At 68.4% G+C, this 16,900-nt stretch carries 15 protein-coding genes and 1 tRNA gene; 4 read left to right on the top strand and 12 right to left on the bottom strand.

All coding sequences use genetic code 11. The annotated features are described in order from the left end of the window. On the bottom strand, window positions 1–1,390 hold a 1,390-nt coding region (locus tag NS334_RS07760; protein WP_058755406.1), incomplete at its 3' end, for a porin. Between the two features lie 105 nt (window positions 1,391–1,495). Here NS334_RS07760 and NS334_RS07755 point away from each other — a divergent pair. Next, on the top strand, window positions 1,496–2,158 hold the full coding sequence (locus tag NS334_RS07755; protein ID WP_058755401.1) for an epoxyqueuosine reductase QueH: 663 nt from the start codon (window positions 1,496–1,498) through the stop codon (window positions 2,156–2,158). A gap of 94 nt (window positions 2,159–2,252) precedes the next feature. Here the strand turns inward: NS334_RS07755 and acs are convergent, their stop codons facing one another. Continuing rightward, window positions 2,253–4,181, bottom strand: a complete 1,929-nt coding sequence (acs, locus tag NS334_RS07750; protein ID WP_058755400.1) for an acetate--CoA ligase — start codon at window positions 4,179–4,181, stop codon at window positions 2,253–2,255. Window positions 4,182–4,290: 109 nt separating this feature from the next. Between acs and NS334_RS07745 the strand changes: the two genes are divergently transcribed. Continuing rightward, a tRNA-Leu gene (locus NS334_RS07745) sits at window positions 4,291–4,374 on the top strand. A 154-nt stretch (window positions 4,375–4,528) separates the two neighbouring features. Here NS334_RS07745 and NS334_RS07740 read toward each other — a convergent pair. From NS334_RS07740 to NS334_RS07730, 3 genes are read right to left on the bottom strand one after another with little or no spacing between them, the layout of a single operon-like run. Continuing rightward, window positions 4,529–4,978 (bottom strand): cytidine deaminase, encoded by a 450-nt coding sequence (locus tag NS334_RS07740; RefSeq protein WP_153002631.1) that lies wholly within the window; start codon window positions 4,976–4,978, stop codon window positions 4,529–4,531. After that, window positions 4,975–5,643, bottom strand: coding sequence for a GH25 family lysozyme (locus NS334_RS07735; RefSeq protein ID WP_058755398.1), 669 nt, complete (start codon window positions 5,641–5,643; stop codon window positions 4,975–4,977). Before NS334_RS07735 ends, NS334_RS07740 begins: the two co-directional genes overlap by 4 nt. 31 nt (window positions 5,644–5,674) lie before the next feature. Next, window positions 5,675–6,157 carry a UPF0262 family protein gene (locus NS334_RS07730; RefSeq protein ID WP_058755397.1) on the bottom strand — a complete coding sequence of 161 codons (483 nt, stop codon included), beginning with the start codon at window positions 6,155–6,157 and terminating at the stop codon, window positions 5,675–5,677. Window positions 6,158–6,242: 85 nt separating this feature from the next. Here NS334_RS07730 and NS334_RS07725 point away from each other — a divergent pair, with 85 nt between their 5' ends. Together NS334_RS07725 and NS334_RS07720 are read left to right on the top strand one after the other, a co-directional pair. Continuing rightward, on the top strand, window positions 6,243–7,730 hold the full coding sequence (locus NS334_RS07725) for a replicative DNA helicase (protein ID WP_058755396.1): 1,488 nt from the start codon (window positions 6,243–6,245) through the stop codon (window positions 7,728–7,730). A 94-nt stretch (window positions 7,731–7,824) separates the two neighbouring features. Continuing rightward, complete coding sequence (locus tag NS334_RS07720; protein WP_058755395.1) at window positions 7,825–8,502, top strand: hypothetical protein; 678 nt, start codon at window positions 7,825–7,827, stop codon at window positions 8,500–8,502. A gap of 180 nt (window positions 8,503–8,682) precedes the next feature. Here the strand turns inward: NS334_RS07720 and NS334_RS07715 are convergent, their stop codons facing one another. The 7 genes from NS334_RS07715 to NS334_RS07685 all read right to left on the bottom strand — a co-directional run bounded on the left by NS334_RS07715 (window position 8,683) and on the right by NS334_RS07685 (window position 16,771). Then, the gene (locus NS334_RS07715; protein ID WP_058755405.1) at window positions 8,683–10,143 is read right to left on the bottom strand and encodes a DUF4403 family protein; all 1,461 of its coding nucleotides are present in this window, start codon (window positions 10,141–10,143) and stop codon (window positions 8,683–8,685) included. A 111-nt stretch (window positions 10,144–10,254) separates the two neighbouring features. Further along, on the bottom strand, window positions 10,255–11,328 hold the full coding sequence (locus NS334_RS07710; protein ID WP_058755394.1) for a CgeB family protein: 1,074 nt from the start codon (window positions 11,326–11,328) through the stop codon (window positions 10,255–10,257). Next, a complete protein-coding gene (locus tag NS334_RS07705; RefSeq protein ID WP_058755393.1) occupies window positions 11,328–12,416 on the bottom strand; it encodes a CgeB family protein in 1,089 nt (362 codons plus the stop codon). The genes NS334_RS07710 and NS334_RS07705 overlap by 1 nt, the downstream gene beginning before the upstream one ends. Further along, window positions 12,413–13,525, bottom strand: a complete 1,113-nt coding sequence (locus tag NS334_RS07700; protein WP_058755392.1) for a CgeB family protein — start codon at window positions 13,523–13,525, stop codon at window positions 12,413–12,415. Before NS334_RS07700 ends, NS334_RS07705 begins: the two co-directional genes overlap by 4 nt. Continuing rightward, window positions 13,522–14,616 carry a glycosyltransferase family 4 protein gene (locus NS334_RS07695; protein ID WP_241491858.1) on the bottom strand — a complete coding sequence of 365 codons (1,095 nt, stop codon included), beginning with the start codon at window positions 14,614–14,616 and terminating at the stop codon, window positions 13,522–13,524. Before NS334_RS07695 ends, NS334_RS07700 begins: the two co-directional genes overlap by 4 nt. Next, window positions 14,613–15,662, bottom strand: a complete 1,050-nt coding sequence (locus tag NS334_RS07690) for an SDR family NAD(P)-dependent oxidoreductase (protein ID WP_058755391.1) — start codon at window positions 15,660–15,662, stop codon at window positions 14,613–14,615. The genes NS334_RS07695 and NS334_RS07690 overlap by 4 nt, the downstream gene beginning before the upstream one ends. Beyond that, a complete protein-coding gene (locus NS334_RS07685) occupies window positions 15,659–16,771 on the bottom strand; it encodes an NAD-dependent epimerase/dehydratase family protein (protein ID WP_058755390.1) in 1,113 nt (370 codons plus the stop codon). The genes NS334_RS07690 and NS334_RS07685 overlap by 4 nt, the downstream gene beginning before the upstream one ends. Window positions 16,772–16,900: the final 129 nt, after the last annotated feature.

The raw sequence follows: 16,900 nt of genomic DNA, 5'->3' as shown, positions 1-16,900 counted from the left end.
ATGCGCACATGAAGCGGCGCGTATCCGCCTCGCGCCGCTTCATGTGCGCATAGGCCAGCGTCAGCTCCAGCGGCGGGGTCGGCTGGAACTCCACGCCGACTTCCCACTCGCGCGTGCGCAGCTCGGGCGCGTCGAGCGCCGCCTTCCACCCGCCGTGATAATATTGCCAGCGGGCATAGGGTATGAACCCGCCGATCGGCGAGCGTTCGACGCGCAACATGGTCTGGACATAGCCGCCGGTCAGCGGCCGGGTGGCGATCGTGTTGCGCACCGGGTCCCATTGCGGCCCGCGTCCCCAGTTCCACTCGCTCTGGATGCCGAACGGCTGCGGATAGAGGATCGCGTGGAAACCGACGCGATCGTCGGCGAAGGCGACCGCGCTGGTGCCGCCGCTGCGCACCTCGGGCTGGACGCGGTTGCGCAAGCCCGCCGCGCCGATTTCCACCACCTGTCCCGCGAAGGACGGCCCCAGCGCGTCCAGCTCGAACGGCCAGCTGGCCATCGCGACCGTCATCAGGCCATTGTTCGCCTCCGCGCGGTTCACGCCCTGGCCGTTGAACGCGCCGACCCCGAACGCGCCGAAATTGCCGAACAATTTCTGTCCGTCTTTCGACAGCCGGTCCCAGATGCGCTGCACCTGCGCGGGCGTGTAATAGCCGACGATGCCGATCTCGCGCTCGCTGGGCACCGCGCTGTTGATCCCGTCGCTGCGGTCGAGCGGCACGCGGTTCGAGGAGGATTGCATATTCTCCCACCCGAACGGCACCTTCGACTGGCCGAAGCGCAGGCGAAAGCGGTGCGCCTTGTCGGGGAACCAGTCGACATAGGCGTCGCGGATCTGCCCCGATCCCTCGCGCGGCTCACCGACCGACTGGTTGCCGATCCGCGTCGCGAAATCGGGCTGGAGATAGACGGCGACATTGTCGGTGACATTGCCCTCCAGCACCAGCCGGATGCGGCGGAAGGTGAAATTGCCACGATCGCTGATCCCGCCGTCATGCACGGAGCGCAGCCGTGCGCGCCCGGCCGGGGCGGTGGCGTCGCCTGCGACGATCTCGTTGACGCGCATCTGGGTATAGCCGCGCAGCCGCAGCCGCTTGCCCTTGCCGCTGGTCGGGACCGGGGTGGGGGGCACCTCGGCGAAGGCCTGCGGCTTGTCCACCGGGGCGGTCGCCTGCGCGATCACGGGCGCCGGGGGCGGGGTGGTGGCGGTGGGTGCGCTGGAGACGGGCGCGGCGGCCTGCCGCTGCGCCTCCTGAAGCTGGCGGACGGTCGCCTTCAGTTCGTCGATCTGTCGCTGCAGTTCCGCGATCGTCTGGCCCTGTGCGGGAGCAGTGGACAACGCGACCGCGGCGACCATCGCGCACGCGCCGAGTCTCTTTACCGTCATCGCCCTGTCATGCCCCCGTCATCGACCGCGCGGGCGATAGGCCGCCGCGAAGGGGGCGGCAAGTGGCGGTGACTTGGCGTGCGCGTTCGGCTATGACGCGGCGCCATGACGACCGAATACGACCGCCCCGTCCTGACGCCTCCCGACGGACAGAAGAAGGTGCTGCTCCACTCCTGCTGCGCGCCCTGTTCGGGCGAGGTGATGGAGGCGATGACCGCCAGCGGGATCGACTATACGATCTTCTTCTACAATCCGAACATCCACCCCAAGGAGGAATATATCCTCCGCAAGGAGGAGAATATCCGCTTCGCCGAGCAGCATAACGTGCCGTTCGTCGATGCCGATTACGATACGGTCAACTGGTTCAAGCGCGCGCGCGGCATGGAGTTCGAGCCGGAGCGGGGCGCGCGCTGCACGATGTGCTTCGACATGCGGTTCGAGCGGACGGCGCTGTATGCGCATGAAAACGGCTTCCCGGTCATCACCTCGTCGCTGGGCATCTCGCGCTGGAAGAACATGGCGCAGATCAACGACTGCGGCGAGCGCGCGGCCGCCCATTATCCCGACATCGCCTATTGGACGTTCAACTGGCGCAAGGGCGGCGGCGCGGCGCGGATGATCGAAATCTCCAAGCGCGAGCATTTCTATCAGCAGGAATATTGCGGCTGCGTCTATTCGCTGCGCGATACCAATGCGCACCGCGTGTCGCAGGGGCGCGAGGAAATCCGCATCGGCGAGCTATATTACGGCGACGAGGCGAAGGACTGAGACGCCCGCCTGAGTTCGTCATTTCGAGCGTAGCGAGGCTATCCAGGGCGGCCTGATCCGGCTCTGGATAGCGTCGCTACGCTCGAAATGACGATTAGCCGATGCGTTCGGCGACCAGCGTGTCCACCACCGACGGGTCGGCGAGCGTCGACGTGTCGCCCAGGCTGCCGGTGTCGTTCTCGGCGATCTTGCGCAGGATGCGGCGCATGATCTTGCCGGAGCGGGTCTTGGGCAGGCCCGGCGCGAATTGCAGCGCGTCGGGGCTGGCGATCGGGCCGATCTCGTTCCTTACCCACTGGCGCAATTCGGTGCGCAGCTCGTCGGTCGGTTCGACCCCGGCGTTGAGGGTGACGAAGGCGTAGATGCCCTGACCCTTCACCTCGTGTGGCATCCCCACCACCGCCGCCTCGGCGACCTTGACGTGCGAGACGAGCGCCGATTCGACCTCGGCGGTGCCCATGCGGTGCCCCGAGACGTTGATGACGTCGTCGACGCGGCCGGTGATCCAGTAATAGCCGTCCGCATCGCGGCGGCATCCGTCGCCGGTGAAATATTTGCCCGGATAGGTGCTGAAATAGGTCTGGAAGAACCGGTCGTGATCGCCCCAGACGGTCCGCATCTGCCCCGGCCAGCTGTCGGTCAGGCACAGATTGCCCTCGGTCGCGCCGTCCAGCACCTTGCCTTCCGCATCGACGATCTGCGGCTGCACGCCCGGCAACGGCTTGGTCGCCGACCCCGGCTTCAGGTCGATGGCATAGGGGAGGGGGGAGATCAGGATGCCGCCGGTTTCGGTCTGCCACCAGGTATCGACGATCGGGCAGCGTTCGTCGCCGACCACGCGGTAGTACCAGTTCCACGCCTCGGGATTGATCGGCTCGCCGACCGAACCGAGCAGGCGCAGCGAGGTGCGCCGGTATTTCTTCACCCAGTCGTCGCCCTCCCGCATCAGCGCGCGGATCGCGGTGGGGGCGGTGTAGAGGATGTTGACGCCCAGCCGGTCGACCGTTTCCCACAGCCGTCCATGATCCGGATAGCTCGGCACGCCGTCGAACATCACGGTCGTCGCGCCATTGGCGAGCGGGCCATAGACGACATAGCTGTGCCCCGTGACCCAGCCGATGTCGGCGGTGCACCAGAACAATTCGCCCTCGCGATAGTCGAACACCTCCTTGAAGGTCTTCGTCACCCAGAGAAGATAGCCGCCGGTGGTGTGGAGCACCCCCTTCGGCTTGCCGGTCGATCCGCTGGTATAGAGGATGAACAGCGGATCCTCGGCATTCATCGGTTCCGGCGCGCACTCGTCCGCGACGCCTTCCAGCGCGTCGTGCAGCCAGATGTCGCGGCCCTCGGTCATGCTGACGTCGCCGCCGGTGCGGCGGATCACCAGCACATGTTCGACGCCCGGGCAATGCGCCAGCGCCTTGTCGACATTGGCCTTCAGCGGAATGCGCTTGCCGCCGCGACAGCCTTCGTCGGCGCAGATCACGACCGTCGAATCGCAATCCTGGATACGGTTCGCCAGGCTGTCGGGAGAGAAGCCGCCGAACACGATCGAATGGATCGCGCCGATCCGCGTGCAGGCCAGCATCGCCGCCGCCGCCTCCGCGATCATCGGCAGGTAGAGCGTGACGCGGTCGCCCTTCTTCACGCCCAGCGTCTTCAGGACGTTGGCGAAGCGGCACATGTCGCGGTGGAGTTCGCGATAGGTCAGCGTCTTCGTCTCGCCCGGCTCGTCGCCTTCCCAGACGATCGCGGTCTGGTCGCCGCGCGTCGCCAGATGGCGGTCGACGCAATTGGCGGAGACGTTGAGTTCACCGTCCGCGAACCAGCGAATGCGGAAATCGGCCTCGTCGAACGACGTGTCCTTCACCTGCGTGAACGGCGTGATCCAGTCGAGCCGCTGCGCCTCTTCGCGCCAGTAACCCTCGGGATCGCTGGCCGCGCGCTGCCACGCCGCATCCGCGCGGGTCGCGTCGATGCTGTCGTCGGTGCCTGCGGGGGCCGGGTACACGGTATCGCTCATGCGTCTCTCCTATGCCGCCATCCGATGACGCCTAACCCCGCAATGGGTCAAGTCGGCGACAGCTAGTCAGGGCGATATGTCTGCTCTATAGGGCCGCGGATCGCACGCTGCGGGCGTGGCGAAATGGTAGACGCAGCAGACTCAAAATCTGCCGTAGCAATACATGTCGGTTCGAGTCCGACCGCCCGCACCACCCCACAGAAAAAGCCGGTCGCCCCTGCGCAGGCAGGGGCCCATGTCTCTCCCATATCGCGGATCGTCGACACACGCGGGTCGACGTATGTGTCAGACGAGATCGTCAGGACCACACGGAGATAGGCCCCTGCCTGCGCAGGGGCGACGAGGCTTTACGAGATCCCCAGATCCGCCGGGCCGAACGCATCGGGCAGCAGCTCGCTCAACCGATAGCTCGCCACCGCGTCACCCTCCGCGCCCGCGCAATGCACCGCCAGGTCGCGCCCGCCCATCTGCGCCGCTTCGTTCAGCACCTGCCGGCACCGTCCGCACGGCCGCACCGGCGCGTCGCCGGTCGCGCGGCCTTGCGCGTCCATCATCCCGCCTATGACCCCGACCGCGACCACCTCGCGCAGCCGTCCCTGCGCGGATACGGTGGCGATCGCGACCGTCTCCGCGCACAGCGACAGGCCGTAGCTGGCGTTCTCGACATTTGCGCCGGTCACGACGCTGCCGTCGGTCAGCAGCACCGCCGCCCCGACCGCGAAGCGCGAATAAGGGGCATGGGCATGGCGCGCCGCCGCGCGTGCCGCCGCGATCAGATCATGTGCCTCGTCCATCATTCGCCCAGCGCTCCCTTCGTCGCCACGTCCCAGTTCACGGGCCCCTGCACCCCGTCGATACGGTGCACGTCGCTGGCGCGCCACAGGCTCCACGCGCGCTCGCCATAGCCGGGTTTCAGGAAGTTGCCGACCGCCCACCACCGGCGATCGAGCGCGGCGGTGAGCTGGTAATCGTCCTCCACTTGCGGCGAGATGCGCAGGATCACCGGCTTGCCGGTATGCGCCTCGATCCGCTCGATCATCTCGCGCACGCCGGCGATCAATGCCGGGCGGGCGGGGCGGTCGGTGCAGCCTTCGTCGAATGCGAAGGCGATCGCAGCGGGCAGCGCGCGCAGGTCACGCGGAACGACCGTGTTGAACACGTCGCCCTGCACGCGCGGCGACTGGCAGAAGGAGAAGATGTGCAACGCCCCGCGCTTCATGCCCACGCGCCCCATCGCGTCCCAGTTCGCCTGGAAGTTGCGATCGCGCGTGGTCGCGCCGACCGTGGCGACGGCATAGCCGAACTGCGCGCCCGCGCCCTTCAGCACCGGCCAGACGATCGTGCCGGTATTCTCCGACACGTCGACGCCCTGCACCGGATAGCGCTCGACGGGCGGCGTCCAGCGTATCGCCAGCCGCCACCCCGCGACCCCGGCCAGCGCGAACGCGGCCAGAAACAGCACGAGCCGTCCCAAACCCCACATAATCCGTATCTCAAGCCTTGATGTGCAGAACGCAGATGAGCGTGAACAGCCGCCGCGCGGTGTCGAAATCGATATGGATCTTGCCGTCCAGCCGCTCGCGCAGCAGCTCCGCCGCCTCGTTGTGGATACCGCGCCGCGCCATGTCGACGGTTTCGATCTGGGCGGGCGTCGATTGGCGGATCGCCTGGAAGTAACTGTCGCAGATCGCGAAATAGTCGCGGATCGGCCGCCGGAACCGCGCCAGCCCCAGCACCAGCGTCTCCAGCGGCGTGCCGTCCTCGCGCGCGATCTGGATCGCCAGCCGCCCTTCCTCGACACCCAGCTTTACCCGGAACGGCCCGGCATAGCCGTCGGGATAGCCGCGCTGCGGCGCGAAGTGGTTTTCCTCGATCAGGTCGAAGATCGCGATCCGGCGCTCCTGCTCGATATCGGCCGAGCGCCACAGGATCGTGCGCTCGTCCAGTTCGATATCGATGATCCGCGGATCGGCCATGCCGGTGCCGATAATCGGTAAGTCGCCATGCCACAATCTCGATCCCGGTTATCGGATGCGGCCGGATGGACTATAGGCCATCGTCATGGCGACTCTGGCATTCCCGCAATCGGCCCCGGCCGAACCCGTTCAGCTGCCCCGCAACGTCGAGGCCGAGGCCGCGATGCTGGGCGCGATGATGATCGACAACCGGCTCGCCGACGACATCGTCGACCGGCTGGAGCCGATGCATTTCTACGAGCCCGTCCACGGCCGCATCTTCGCCGCGATCAAGGGACTGCGCGCGCAGGACATGCTCGCCACGCCGGTCACGCTGCGTCCGATGTTCGAGGCGGATGCGGGGATGAAGGAGCTGGGCGGCGTCGCCTATCTCGCCAGCCTGACCGGCTCGGGCGCGGGGCTGATCGGCGCGCGCCAGTTCGCGACGCAGATCTACGACCTGGCGATGCTGCGCACGCTGGTGTCGGTCGGCCATTCGATGGTCGATCGCGCGATGGACACCAGCGAGGAGGTGAACCCGCGCGCGCAGATCGAGGCGGCGGAGGAGGAGCTCTACCGCGTCGCCGCCGATGGCGGGGCCGAGAACAGCGTGAAGAGCTTCGCGCAGGCCAGCACGATGGCGGTCAAGATGGCCGAGAAGGCGCTGAACTGGGGCGGCAACCTCAGCGGCGTCACCACCGGCCTCGACACCGTCAACGCCAAGATCGGCGGCATGCACCATTCCGACCTGATGATCCTCGCCGGGCGTCCCGGCATGGGCAAGACGTCGCTGGCCACCAACATCGCCTTCAACGCCGCGCAACGCTGGATGCGCGACATGCGCGACGGCATCCCGCCGTCCAAGTCGGTCGGCGCGAAGGTCGCCTTCTTCAGCCTCGAAATGAGCGCCGACCAGCTCGCCACGCGTATCCTCGCCGAACAGTCGCGGATCAGTTCCGAGGCGCTGCGCATGGGCAAGATCAGCAAGGCGGAGTTCGAGCAGCTGGCGGCGGCGGCGGCGGAGCTGGAGAACCTGCCGTTCTTCATCGACGATACCGGCGGCCTGACGATCGCCTCGCTCCACACCCGCGTCCGGCGGCTCCAGCGGCGGCACAATAACGAGATCGGGCTGGTCGTCGTCGACTATCTCCAGTTGCTGACCGGATCGGGGAAGGGCGACGGCAACCGCGTGCAGGAAATCTCCGAAATCTCGCGCGGGCTCAAGACGCTGGCGAAGGACATGAACGTGCCCGTGCTGGCATTGTCGCAGCTCAGCCGCGCGGTCGAAAGCCGCGAGGACAAGCGCCCGATGCTGTCGGACCTGCGCGAATCGGGCTCGATCGAGCAGGACGCCGACATGGTCTGGTTCGTGTTCCGCGAGGATTATTATACCGCGCAGCGCGAGCCGAAGCGCCCGATGGAAGGCGACGAGGCCAAGGTGTTCGAGGATCACGCGCGCTGGGCCGCCGACATGGAGCGGGTCTATGGCCTGGCCGAGCTGATCGTCGCGAAGCAGCGTCACGGTGCGACCGGCAAGGTGGTGCTGAAGTTCGATCCGACGATCACCCGGTTCAGCGACTATGCCGGTTTCTGACGTGTATCATCCATTTGGGTGATGTAACCGCTGTTAAGGGCTGTCAGGTGACGGTCCGCATCCGGGGGGATGCGAGCACATTGGGGGGAAGACGATGAAGACCATGATGACCGCCGTTCTGGCGGGCACGGCGCTGATGGCGGCGGCACCGGCGGCGGCGGAGGAGAATGCCGACGGCGGCTCGCACATTCGCGCGGCGGTGACGGCGGGGACGCTCGGGATCGGGCCGGAACTGGCGGTGCGCTTCAACGATCATCTCGGCGTGCGTGGCGGGGCCGGGTTCCTGGGCGTCAGCGGCACGTTCGAGTCCGAGGATGAGGAATATGACGGCAAGCTGCGGCTGAAGTCCTATGGCGCGGTCGTCGACGTCTATCCGTTCGGCGGCGCGTTCCGCCTGTCCGGCGGCGCGCGGATCAACCGCAACCGCGTCGATGTCGGCCTGACACCCAGCGGCGACGTCACGATCGGCGACGTGGACTATACCGCCAGCGAGGTCGGCCGCATCTCGGGCCGCGCCACCGCGAACAAGTTCGCGCCGGTGCTGACGTTCGGCTGGGCGGGGCAGAACCGCCAGGGCTTCTTCATCGGTACCGAATTCGGCGTGATGTTCCAGGGCGCCTATCGCCTCGACACCTTCCGGTCGACCGGCACGCTGAAGGACGACCAGAACTTCAAGGACGCGCTGGAGCGCGAGCGCCAGTCGCTCCAGAACGATGTCGACAAGGTGAAGGTGTGGCCGATCGCGCAGCTGGCGATCGGCTGGCGCTTCTAAGGACCTGCGCCCTTCCCGTTCAGGGGAACTGACGATCGCGCTTCGTGATGCCGGGCATGTCCCGGCATCCGCCGTTCGGCATGCGCTCACGTCCGGGATAGTGCGGAGCGGTGGACCCCGGAACAAGTCCGGGGTGACAATAGTCAAGAGGCTCAATGCCTCCACGATCCCCTGAACGGGTCACCGCGGGCGATAGTCGATCCGCGCGCTGCCCTCCGCCCGCACCGGCAGGAACAGCCCGGCGCCGGTCACCTGCAACTGCCCGGTCGTCACCCGCGTGACATCGGTCGACAGGAAGAAGTCGCCCTCCTGCCGCGCGCCGATCGCATGTTGCGCCTTGCCCAGCACCTTGCGGTAATCGGGTGCGAAATCGTGGCGGAGCGCCAGCGCGACCGCCCGCTGCACCTGTGTGGCGTCGAGCAGGCTGACGATCAGGTCGACCGCGGTCGAGTCCGTATCCGCCGCCAGCTTCACGTCGCGCGCCTGCACCAGTTGCGAGCCTTCGTCATTGTACGGCTGCGCGGTCAGCCACGCCTCGCCGCTGGTCGCGGGGAAGTCGCGGTCGCGCGGCACCACGCGCGCGGTCACGCCCACCGCCAGCCGGTTGCCGGTGGTGGCATAGACCGTGACCTTGCCGAAATCGACGTCGACCGGACCGATGCCGGTCAGCGTGATCCCGCCCGCCGCCAGCTTGCGCAGCGTCCGCAGCACCACCGGCTCCAGCTGCGCATAATCCGCGAGCACCGGGATGAAGAAGCGCAGGCCCGGCTGTCCCGCCACGCGCGACGGCGGCGGAAGCGGGGTGGGAGTGGGGTCCGCCGGACGGCGCCCGACGAAGGTCTGCGTCAACGCCTCCGCCGCCAGCGTCAGCCGCAATTGCCGTCCCTCGATCCGATAGCCGCCGAAACCCAGCGCGCGCGGCGTGACCCGCATCCACGCCGGCGGGTTGCGCTTGCTCAGTTCGATCACGGTGAAGGCGCGCTGCCAGACATCACCCAGCTGCCGCCGCAGGTCCAGCTTCGCAACCTCCTTCGGCAGGTCGCGCTCCAGCCGCCGGACGACGCGCTTCAGCTTCTCGTCCGCGCGCGAGGTGAAGGTGATCCGCTGCCCGGCGATGTCGATGCCGGGCGGCTCGCGCCAGTCATAGGCGATGTCCAGCGTGGCACGCGGTTGCCAGTCTCCCGTCACGCCCAGCCGTCCGGTCGCGTGGACGATCGCGCGCGCGGTCGCGGTCTCGCCCAGCACGCCGCCGATATCGCGCACCGCGATCTTCGCCGACACCGGCATGGTGATATCGATCCGTTCGCCCGCGCCCGCGACCCGGATCGCGCCGCGCGTCACCTGTCCGACGATCCGGCAGCCCAGATCGGGGGTGAGCTTGACCTTGCCGATCCCCAGATCCACCCGCTTCCCGCGCACGCAGGTGTCGCGATGCTCGTCCACCGTCCAGAGCACGCGCGGCGTGTTGGCGTCCAGCCCGCGTTCCAGCATCCGCAGGTCGGCCGTCACCGGCACGACGATCGCGGAGCTCTGCTCCGGCAGCTGCGCGGCGGCGGTTTCGACTCGGGGCGGCGCCGGCGACGGCGCCTGGCGCGCGCAGCCGGCGGCGAGCAGCATGATGACGAGCGGCAGGCGGCGCAACGATGTCTCCCCCATCAGGGCGTGATGATGGTTTCCAATCCGTAACGGCCGGTTTCGATCCTTGTAGAAGATGGGATGCGCGATCGCGACGGCGCGCGATGGCTGCCCGGGTCAGACCTCCGCCAGTTCGCGCCGCGCGCGCGCGGCTTCGTGCAGATGCGCTTCCAGTTCCGCCGCGCGGTGGCGGGCGGTATGGTCGGCCAGCACGCGCGCGCGACCGGCGGCGCCGATCGCCTCCAGATCGTCGCGGGCGAGCGCGGCTTCGACATCCTCGGACGTGTCCGCCAGAATGATCTCGCGACCGGGCGTCAGCAGTTCGTCGATCCCCGGCCAGCGATCCGACACGATCGGCGTACCGCACGCGGTCGCCTCGAACAGCCGCACCGAGGGCGACCAGCCGGCGGCGATCATGTCGGCGCGGGTGACGTTCAGCGTCGCACGGCTCGCCGAATAGAAATCGGCGTGATCGGCGGGGGCGAGATGCTCGATCCGCTCGACATTGGCGGGCCAGTCGATCGTGTCGGGATATTGCGGCCCGGCGACGACGAAGCGTTTGGTCGGATCGCGCCGCGCCGGCTCGATCAGCAGCCGCTCCAGCGTCGGCTGGCGATCGTCGCTATAGGTGCCGAGGTACGACAAATCCCAGCGTTTGGCCGCGCCGGTCGGGCGGTAGCGATCGGCATCGACCGAGCAATAGAGCGCGCGCGCGGCCGGCGCGGCATAGCGCGTCTCGATCGCGCGCAGCGTCGGTCCACCGGTGAACGAGCAATAGACGTCATAGCCCGGGATCACTTCCGGCGAGACATAATCGCACGCCCCGCGCGCCAGCTTCGCCAGCGTGACCGGCGTGTCGATGTCGTAGAAGGCGGTGACGCCCCGCGCCCATTCCTGCACCAGCCGCGCGACCGCGATCCCGTCCGGCACATAGGAGCCGACCATGACCGCGTCGGCATCCGCGATCTCCTGTCGCCAGTCGCCCAGCGCGACCAGACTGTCATAGAGTTCAAGCCGGCAGTAATCGGGCGCGGGTTCGTCGCGGTTGGCGGCATACCACGGCATGTCGCGTTCGAGGAACAGCACCTCGTGTCCGCGCTCCGCGAAGGCGCGCAGCAGCGCGCGGAAGGTGGTGGCATGGCCGTTGCCCCAGCTGGAGCTGAGCGACAGGCCCAGGACGACCAGCTTCATCACGCCGCCTCCCGCTGGCGCGCGGCATGGGCCTTGAACAGCGCATCCACCTGCGCACCGCGCAGGTCGTAGGTATGCTCCGCCAGCACGCGGCGCAGCGCGGCCTGGCCGATCGCCTGCGCGCGCGCCGGGGTCAGCGCGGCAAGATGCTCGGCGACGTCCTGCCCGTCGCGCGCGACCAGCACTTCGCTGTCCGGGGTCAGGAACAGCTCGATCCCCTCCCAGGCGTCGGTGATGAGGCATGCCGCCGCCCCCGCCGCCTCGAACACGCGCGTCGCGGGCGAGAAGCCGATATGCGCCATCGAATCGCGCGCGACGTTCAGGACGGCGCGCGGCGTGCAATTGAAGGCATTGTGCTCGGCGGTGAAGACATGGCCGCGATGACGGACGTTGCCGGGCATCGCCTTGCTGTCCCAGCCGTTGCCGCCGATCAGGAACTGCCGTTCGGGCAGCAGCGCGGCGGGGCGCAGGAAGAATTCCTCCACGCGCGCCTCGCGATCGGGCAGGCGGTTGCCGAGGAAGGCGAGGTCGCAGGCGAAGCGGTCGTCACGCCGCACCGGATGATGCGTCTGCGGGTCGAGCGCATTGTAGACCGGCACGCACTCCGCCGCCCCGAACCCGCGATAGGCGTCTACCACCGGATCGCCACCGCCATAGGTCAGCACCATGTCGAGCGACGGCAGCGCGGCGAGCACCGGATGCGCGGGATCGGCGCGCATCTCGTCCAGCGTCGCGGCGGCATCGACGTCCCAGAAGATCTTCAGCGCGTCGGGCCGGGCGTGCGCGACGATCCCCTCCAGCAACTCGCGGTCGAACACGCCGACGCCGTTCGCCTTCACGACGATATCGGCCGTCGCCGCCTCCGCCAGCACGCCGCGCAGCGCCTCGGCGGTGGCGGGATAGACGACCGACTTCGCATAGGCGGGCGGGTCGATATCGCGATGCCGCTGCCGGTCGAAGGCGTCGGGTTCGTAGAAGGTGATGTCATAGCCGCGCTCGCCCAGCGCGCGCAGGATGCCGCGATAATAGGTCGCCGCGCCGTTCCAGTAGGAGGACAACAGGCTCGATCCGTAGAAGGCGATCTTCATGCGGCGGTGCTCCGGGAAACAGGGGGGGCGTCGAGATCGGCGAGGATCGCCAGCAATTCGTCGACGCGGTGTGCGCAGGTATGGCGGGCGCGGATCGTCTCCAGCCCGGCCGTCGCCAGCGACCGGCGCAGGTCGGCATCCTCGCGCAGCGCGCGCAGCGTGCGGGTCATCGCCTCGGGCGTGTCGGCGAACAGGAAGTCGGTGCCGGGGCGGAACAGCCCCTCCGCATCGTCCCATGGTGCCGAGGCGAGCGGCAGTCCGCACGCCAGCGCCTCGAACACGCGGATCGTCGGGATGCCCGGCAGGATCGTGGTATAGTAACGACGCGGGACATGCACCGTCACCAGCGCCCGCGCGAAGATCGCCGGCGCGGCGGCATTGGGCGCCCAGCCGTGATAGCGCGCGCCGTACGCGGCGAGCATCGCCTTCCCGTCGTCGGGATAGCGGACGCCATAGATGTCGAGCGGCAATGCGGCGTCACGCGCGGGGGCGAGCAGATAGTGTTCGATCTCGGCGGTGCGCTCGCCGTCGCCCCAATTGCCGATCCACACCAGCCCGTCGCGCGCGCCGTCGTCGCGGGGATGGAAGCGCCGCGTATCCGCCGCCTCGTGCCAGGTCCAGACGCGCGCGCCCCAGCCCCAGTCGCGATAGACGCGCGACAGCGCCTCGCCGAACGCCAGCACGCCGTCGTAGCCGTTCAGGTCATAGGCGCGCATCTCCTCCGGCGCGCTGACCGCGCGGTGGTGCGTGTCGTGGAACAACAGGGTGAAGCGCGCGCCCCCGCGCCGCAACGCGCCCAGCCGTGCGACCAGATCATGGTCGTTCCATTCGTGCACGATCACGACATCGGCGCCGTCGACCAGCCGCTCGATATCGGCGTCGGGCGCGAAGGTCCGCGACGACAGTTCGGGATAGGCGGCGCGATACGCGTCCAGCCCCGCCTCGCCGGCGTCGGTCAGCAGGTTGTCGAGGCTCCACGCGCCCGCCGGCTCGAACACGCGCACGTCATGGCCGCGCGCGATCAGTTCCGACAGGATGCCGCGCAGGAAATGCGCATTGCCATGGTTCCAGCACGACGACAGGCTGTGCGTGAAATAGACCAGCCTCATGCCGCGACCCGCCCGCGCTGCCCCGCGACCTGGGCGAACAGCGCGATCATCGCGGCGGCGGTGTCGGCAGGCGAATAGTCGAGCGCGCGTCGTCGGGCCAGCATCCCGCGCGCCGTGCGCAGGTCGCGATCGGCGGCGAAATCCCCGATCGCGCGCGCGAAGCCGTCGGCGTCCTCGGCGGGCACGAAGGTGGCGACCCCGTCCCACAATTCACGGAAGGTCGGGATGTCGGACAGCACCAGCGCGCAGCCGGCCAGCGCCGCCTCCAACACCGCCAGCCCGAACGGTTCGTAGCGCGCGGCGGTCGCGAAGATCGGCCGGTGCGACAGATGCCCGGCGACCATCGGATCGCTGACATGGCCCAGCGGATGCAGGTTCCGCAGCGTGATCGCCTCGCCATGCGGTCCGCGCGCCGCCCCCGCCGCCTTGAACGGGATGGCGAGCGCGGCGGCGGCGCGATCCAGTGTCGCGACATTCTTGCCGCGGTCCCACAGCCGCCCGGCGGTGAAGGCGACATCGTGCAGCGGTCCGGTCGCGGCGGGCGCGGCGGGCGCGGCGCGGCCGTTGTGGATGGCGATCGGCGCGCGGGGCAGGTCGTACAGCCGCGCGACCGTCGCGGCGAACGCGCGGCTGGGGCAGACGACCGCCTCGGCGCGCACCAGCCCGCGCGCGACCAGATCGGTCTGCCACGCCAGATCGGCGGGCAGGGGGGCGTTCTCGACCGCTTCCCACCAGCTCGCCACGCAACTGTGCACGACCGCGACGACCGGCATCACGAAATCGGCGACGGCCAGCGCCGGCTGATTCAGCTGGACGACATCGGCGCGCCGCACCCGCGCCAGCGTCGCGACCGCATCGGCCGCCGAGATCACCGCGCGCGGCGTCCGCGCGAGCCAGTCGAGCGGCAGTCCCGTTTCGATCAGCGTCGCGCCCGACGAGGCGGCGGCGGCCCGCTGCGCGGGAGAGGGGCCGGGACCGAGCAGCGCCATATCCACCGTCCAGCCGGCGCACGTCAGATCGCGCGCCAGCCCGATCGCATATTGCCACACCCCGCCGATCGCGTCGGCGGTCATCAGGATCCGTCGCGTCACGCGGCGACCCCGATGCGGCACTCCTGCCGATGTTCGTGCTGCAACCACGCGGCGAGCGCCGCCACCCCCTCGCGCCAGTCGCGACGCGGCGGCAATGCCAGCGCGTCGTGCGCGGCGCGCGCGTCGGCGACGAAGTAACGCTGGTCGCCGGCCCGCCAGTCGGCATAGTCTACGTCCACCGGCTGCCCGGTCAGGGTGGCGATATGGGCGAGCAACTGGCGCAGGCTGACCGCATTGTCCGGCCCGCCGCCCAGATTGAACGCGCGTCCCGCCACCTGGTCGATGTGTCGCCACGCCGCAACATAGGCGTTCACCGCGTCGCGCACGTCCAGCACGTCGCGCACCTGATGACCGTCGCCGTACAGGGTGATCGGCTCGCCGTTCAGCGCGCGGATCAGGAAATGGGCGACCCAGCCCTGATCCTCGGTCCCCATCTGCCGCTGGCCGTAGATGCAGCTCATCCGCAGCACGCAGGTCTTCAGTCCGAAGCTGCGCGCATAATCAAGGACATATTGATCCGCCGCGCCCTTCGACACGCCATAGGGGGTATGGAAGTCCAGCGGGCGCATCTCGCCGATGCCATGGGCGCGCACCTGCGGATCGACGGGGCGATAGGCCTCGTCCTCCAGTGCGAACTCCAGGTCCGCCAGATCGCCATAGACCTTGTTCGTCGACGCGAAGATGACCGGCACGTGCGGCGCGCGTGTGCGGACCGCTTCCAGCAGGTAGAAGGTGGCGGCGATGTTGGTCGCGAAATCGTCTGCCGGATCCTCCAGGCTGGTCGTGACCGCGACCTGCGCCGCGAAGTGGAAGACCGCCGCCGCGCGCGCCACCTCCTCCGCCAGTCTCTCCTCGTCGCGGATATCGGCATGGACGAAGCGGATGCGGCTGCCGTGGCGCTGTTGCAGCCACGACAGGTTGCGGTCCACGCCGGCGCGGGCCAGCGCGTCGTAGATCACGATGTCATGACCCTCGCCGGCCAGCCGGTCGGCGAGGTTGGAGCCGATGAACCCGGCGCCCCCGGTCACGAGGATCGGCGCACTCATGCGACCAGCCCGCGCTTCTCGAGTTCGGCGCGCATCGTCGCCACCTTGTCCTCGGCGGTCTGCCGCGCGACCCATTCGGCCAGTTCCGCCAGCCCTTCGCCGAAATCCTGCGTGGCGCGGAAGTCCAGTCGTTGCTGCGCCAGCGTCGTGTCGCAGAAGCAATGGCGGATATCGCCGATCCGCGCCTTGCCGACGATCTCCGGCGCGATGTCGTTCTTGCCCATCGCGCGTGCCAGCTCGGTCGCGACCTCGGTGACGGAACGATCGTGCCCCGAACCGATGTTGAACGTGCCGCCCACCGCCTGCGGCAGCACCAGCGCGTCGGCGAAGGCGCGCGCCACGTCGCTGACGTGCACGAAGTCGCGGCGCTGCTCGCCGTCCTCGAAGATCATCGGCTGCTGCCCGTTGAGCAACCGCGAGGCGAAGATCGCCAGCACGCCGGTATAGGGGTTGGAGAGCGCCTGACCGGGGCCATAGACGTTGAACAGCCGCAGGCACACGCCCTCGATCCCGTACGGCGCGGCCATGATGTGCGTCGTGCGCTCCTGCACATATTTGTTCAGCGCGTAGATCGAGGCGAGGTTCGGCTGCTTCCACTCCGGCGTCGCGACCGGGGTCAGCGGGCGCCCCTGCGCATCGACCGGCTCCCAGTTGGTCAGCCCGTCGCGCAGCCCCTTGCGCTCGGCATCCTGCACCACCGCGCCATCGGCGTCGCGGTACAATCCCTCGCCATAGATCGACATGGACGATGCGGTGACGACACGGCGGACGGGCCGGTCGATCAGCTTTTCGAACAGCACGGCGGTGCCGACGTCGTTGGTCGAGGTATAGCGTTCCACTTCGTACATCGACTGTCCGACGCCGACCTCGGCGGCGAGGTGGATGACGCTGTCGACGCCGTCCAGCGCCTTGGTCACGACATCGCCGTTGCGCACGTCCCCGCGGATCAGCTCCACTTCGTCGTTCAGCAGCGGGGGGCGTTCGCAATCGCCATGGACCTGCTCGATCAGGCTGTCGAGCACGCGGACCTTGTTGCCACGCGCCAGAAGTTCATCGGCAACGAAACGGCCGATAAAGCCGGCACCGCCGGTGATGAGAATGGTTTCCACGGTGATCCCTCCCGCCCCTGATTGTCGCGATATTGATGTCGATCAATGACACCCGCGACGCTAGATGCTTGATAGCAGAAGGAAGAACATCTTCTACTTAGCTTTGTTCCTTAAATCATTGCGGTTACG

Source organism: Sphingomonas endophytica (assembly GCF_001476895.1).
GTDB classification, from domain to species: Bacteria; Pseudomonadota; Alphaproteobacteria; order Sphingomonadales; family Sphingomonadaceae; genus Sphingomonas; species Sphingomonas endophytica_A.
The sequence above is the reverse complement of the archived record's forward strand: the minus strand, read 5'-3'. Positions and strand labels throughout refer to the sequence as shown.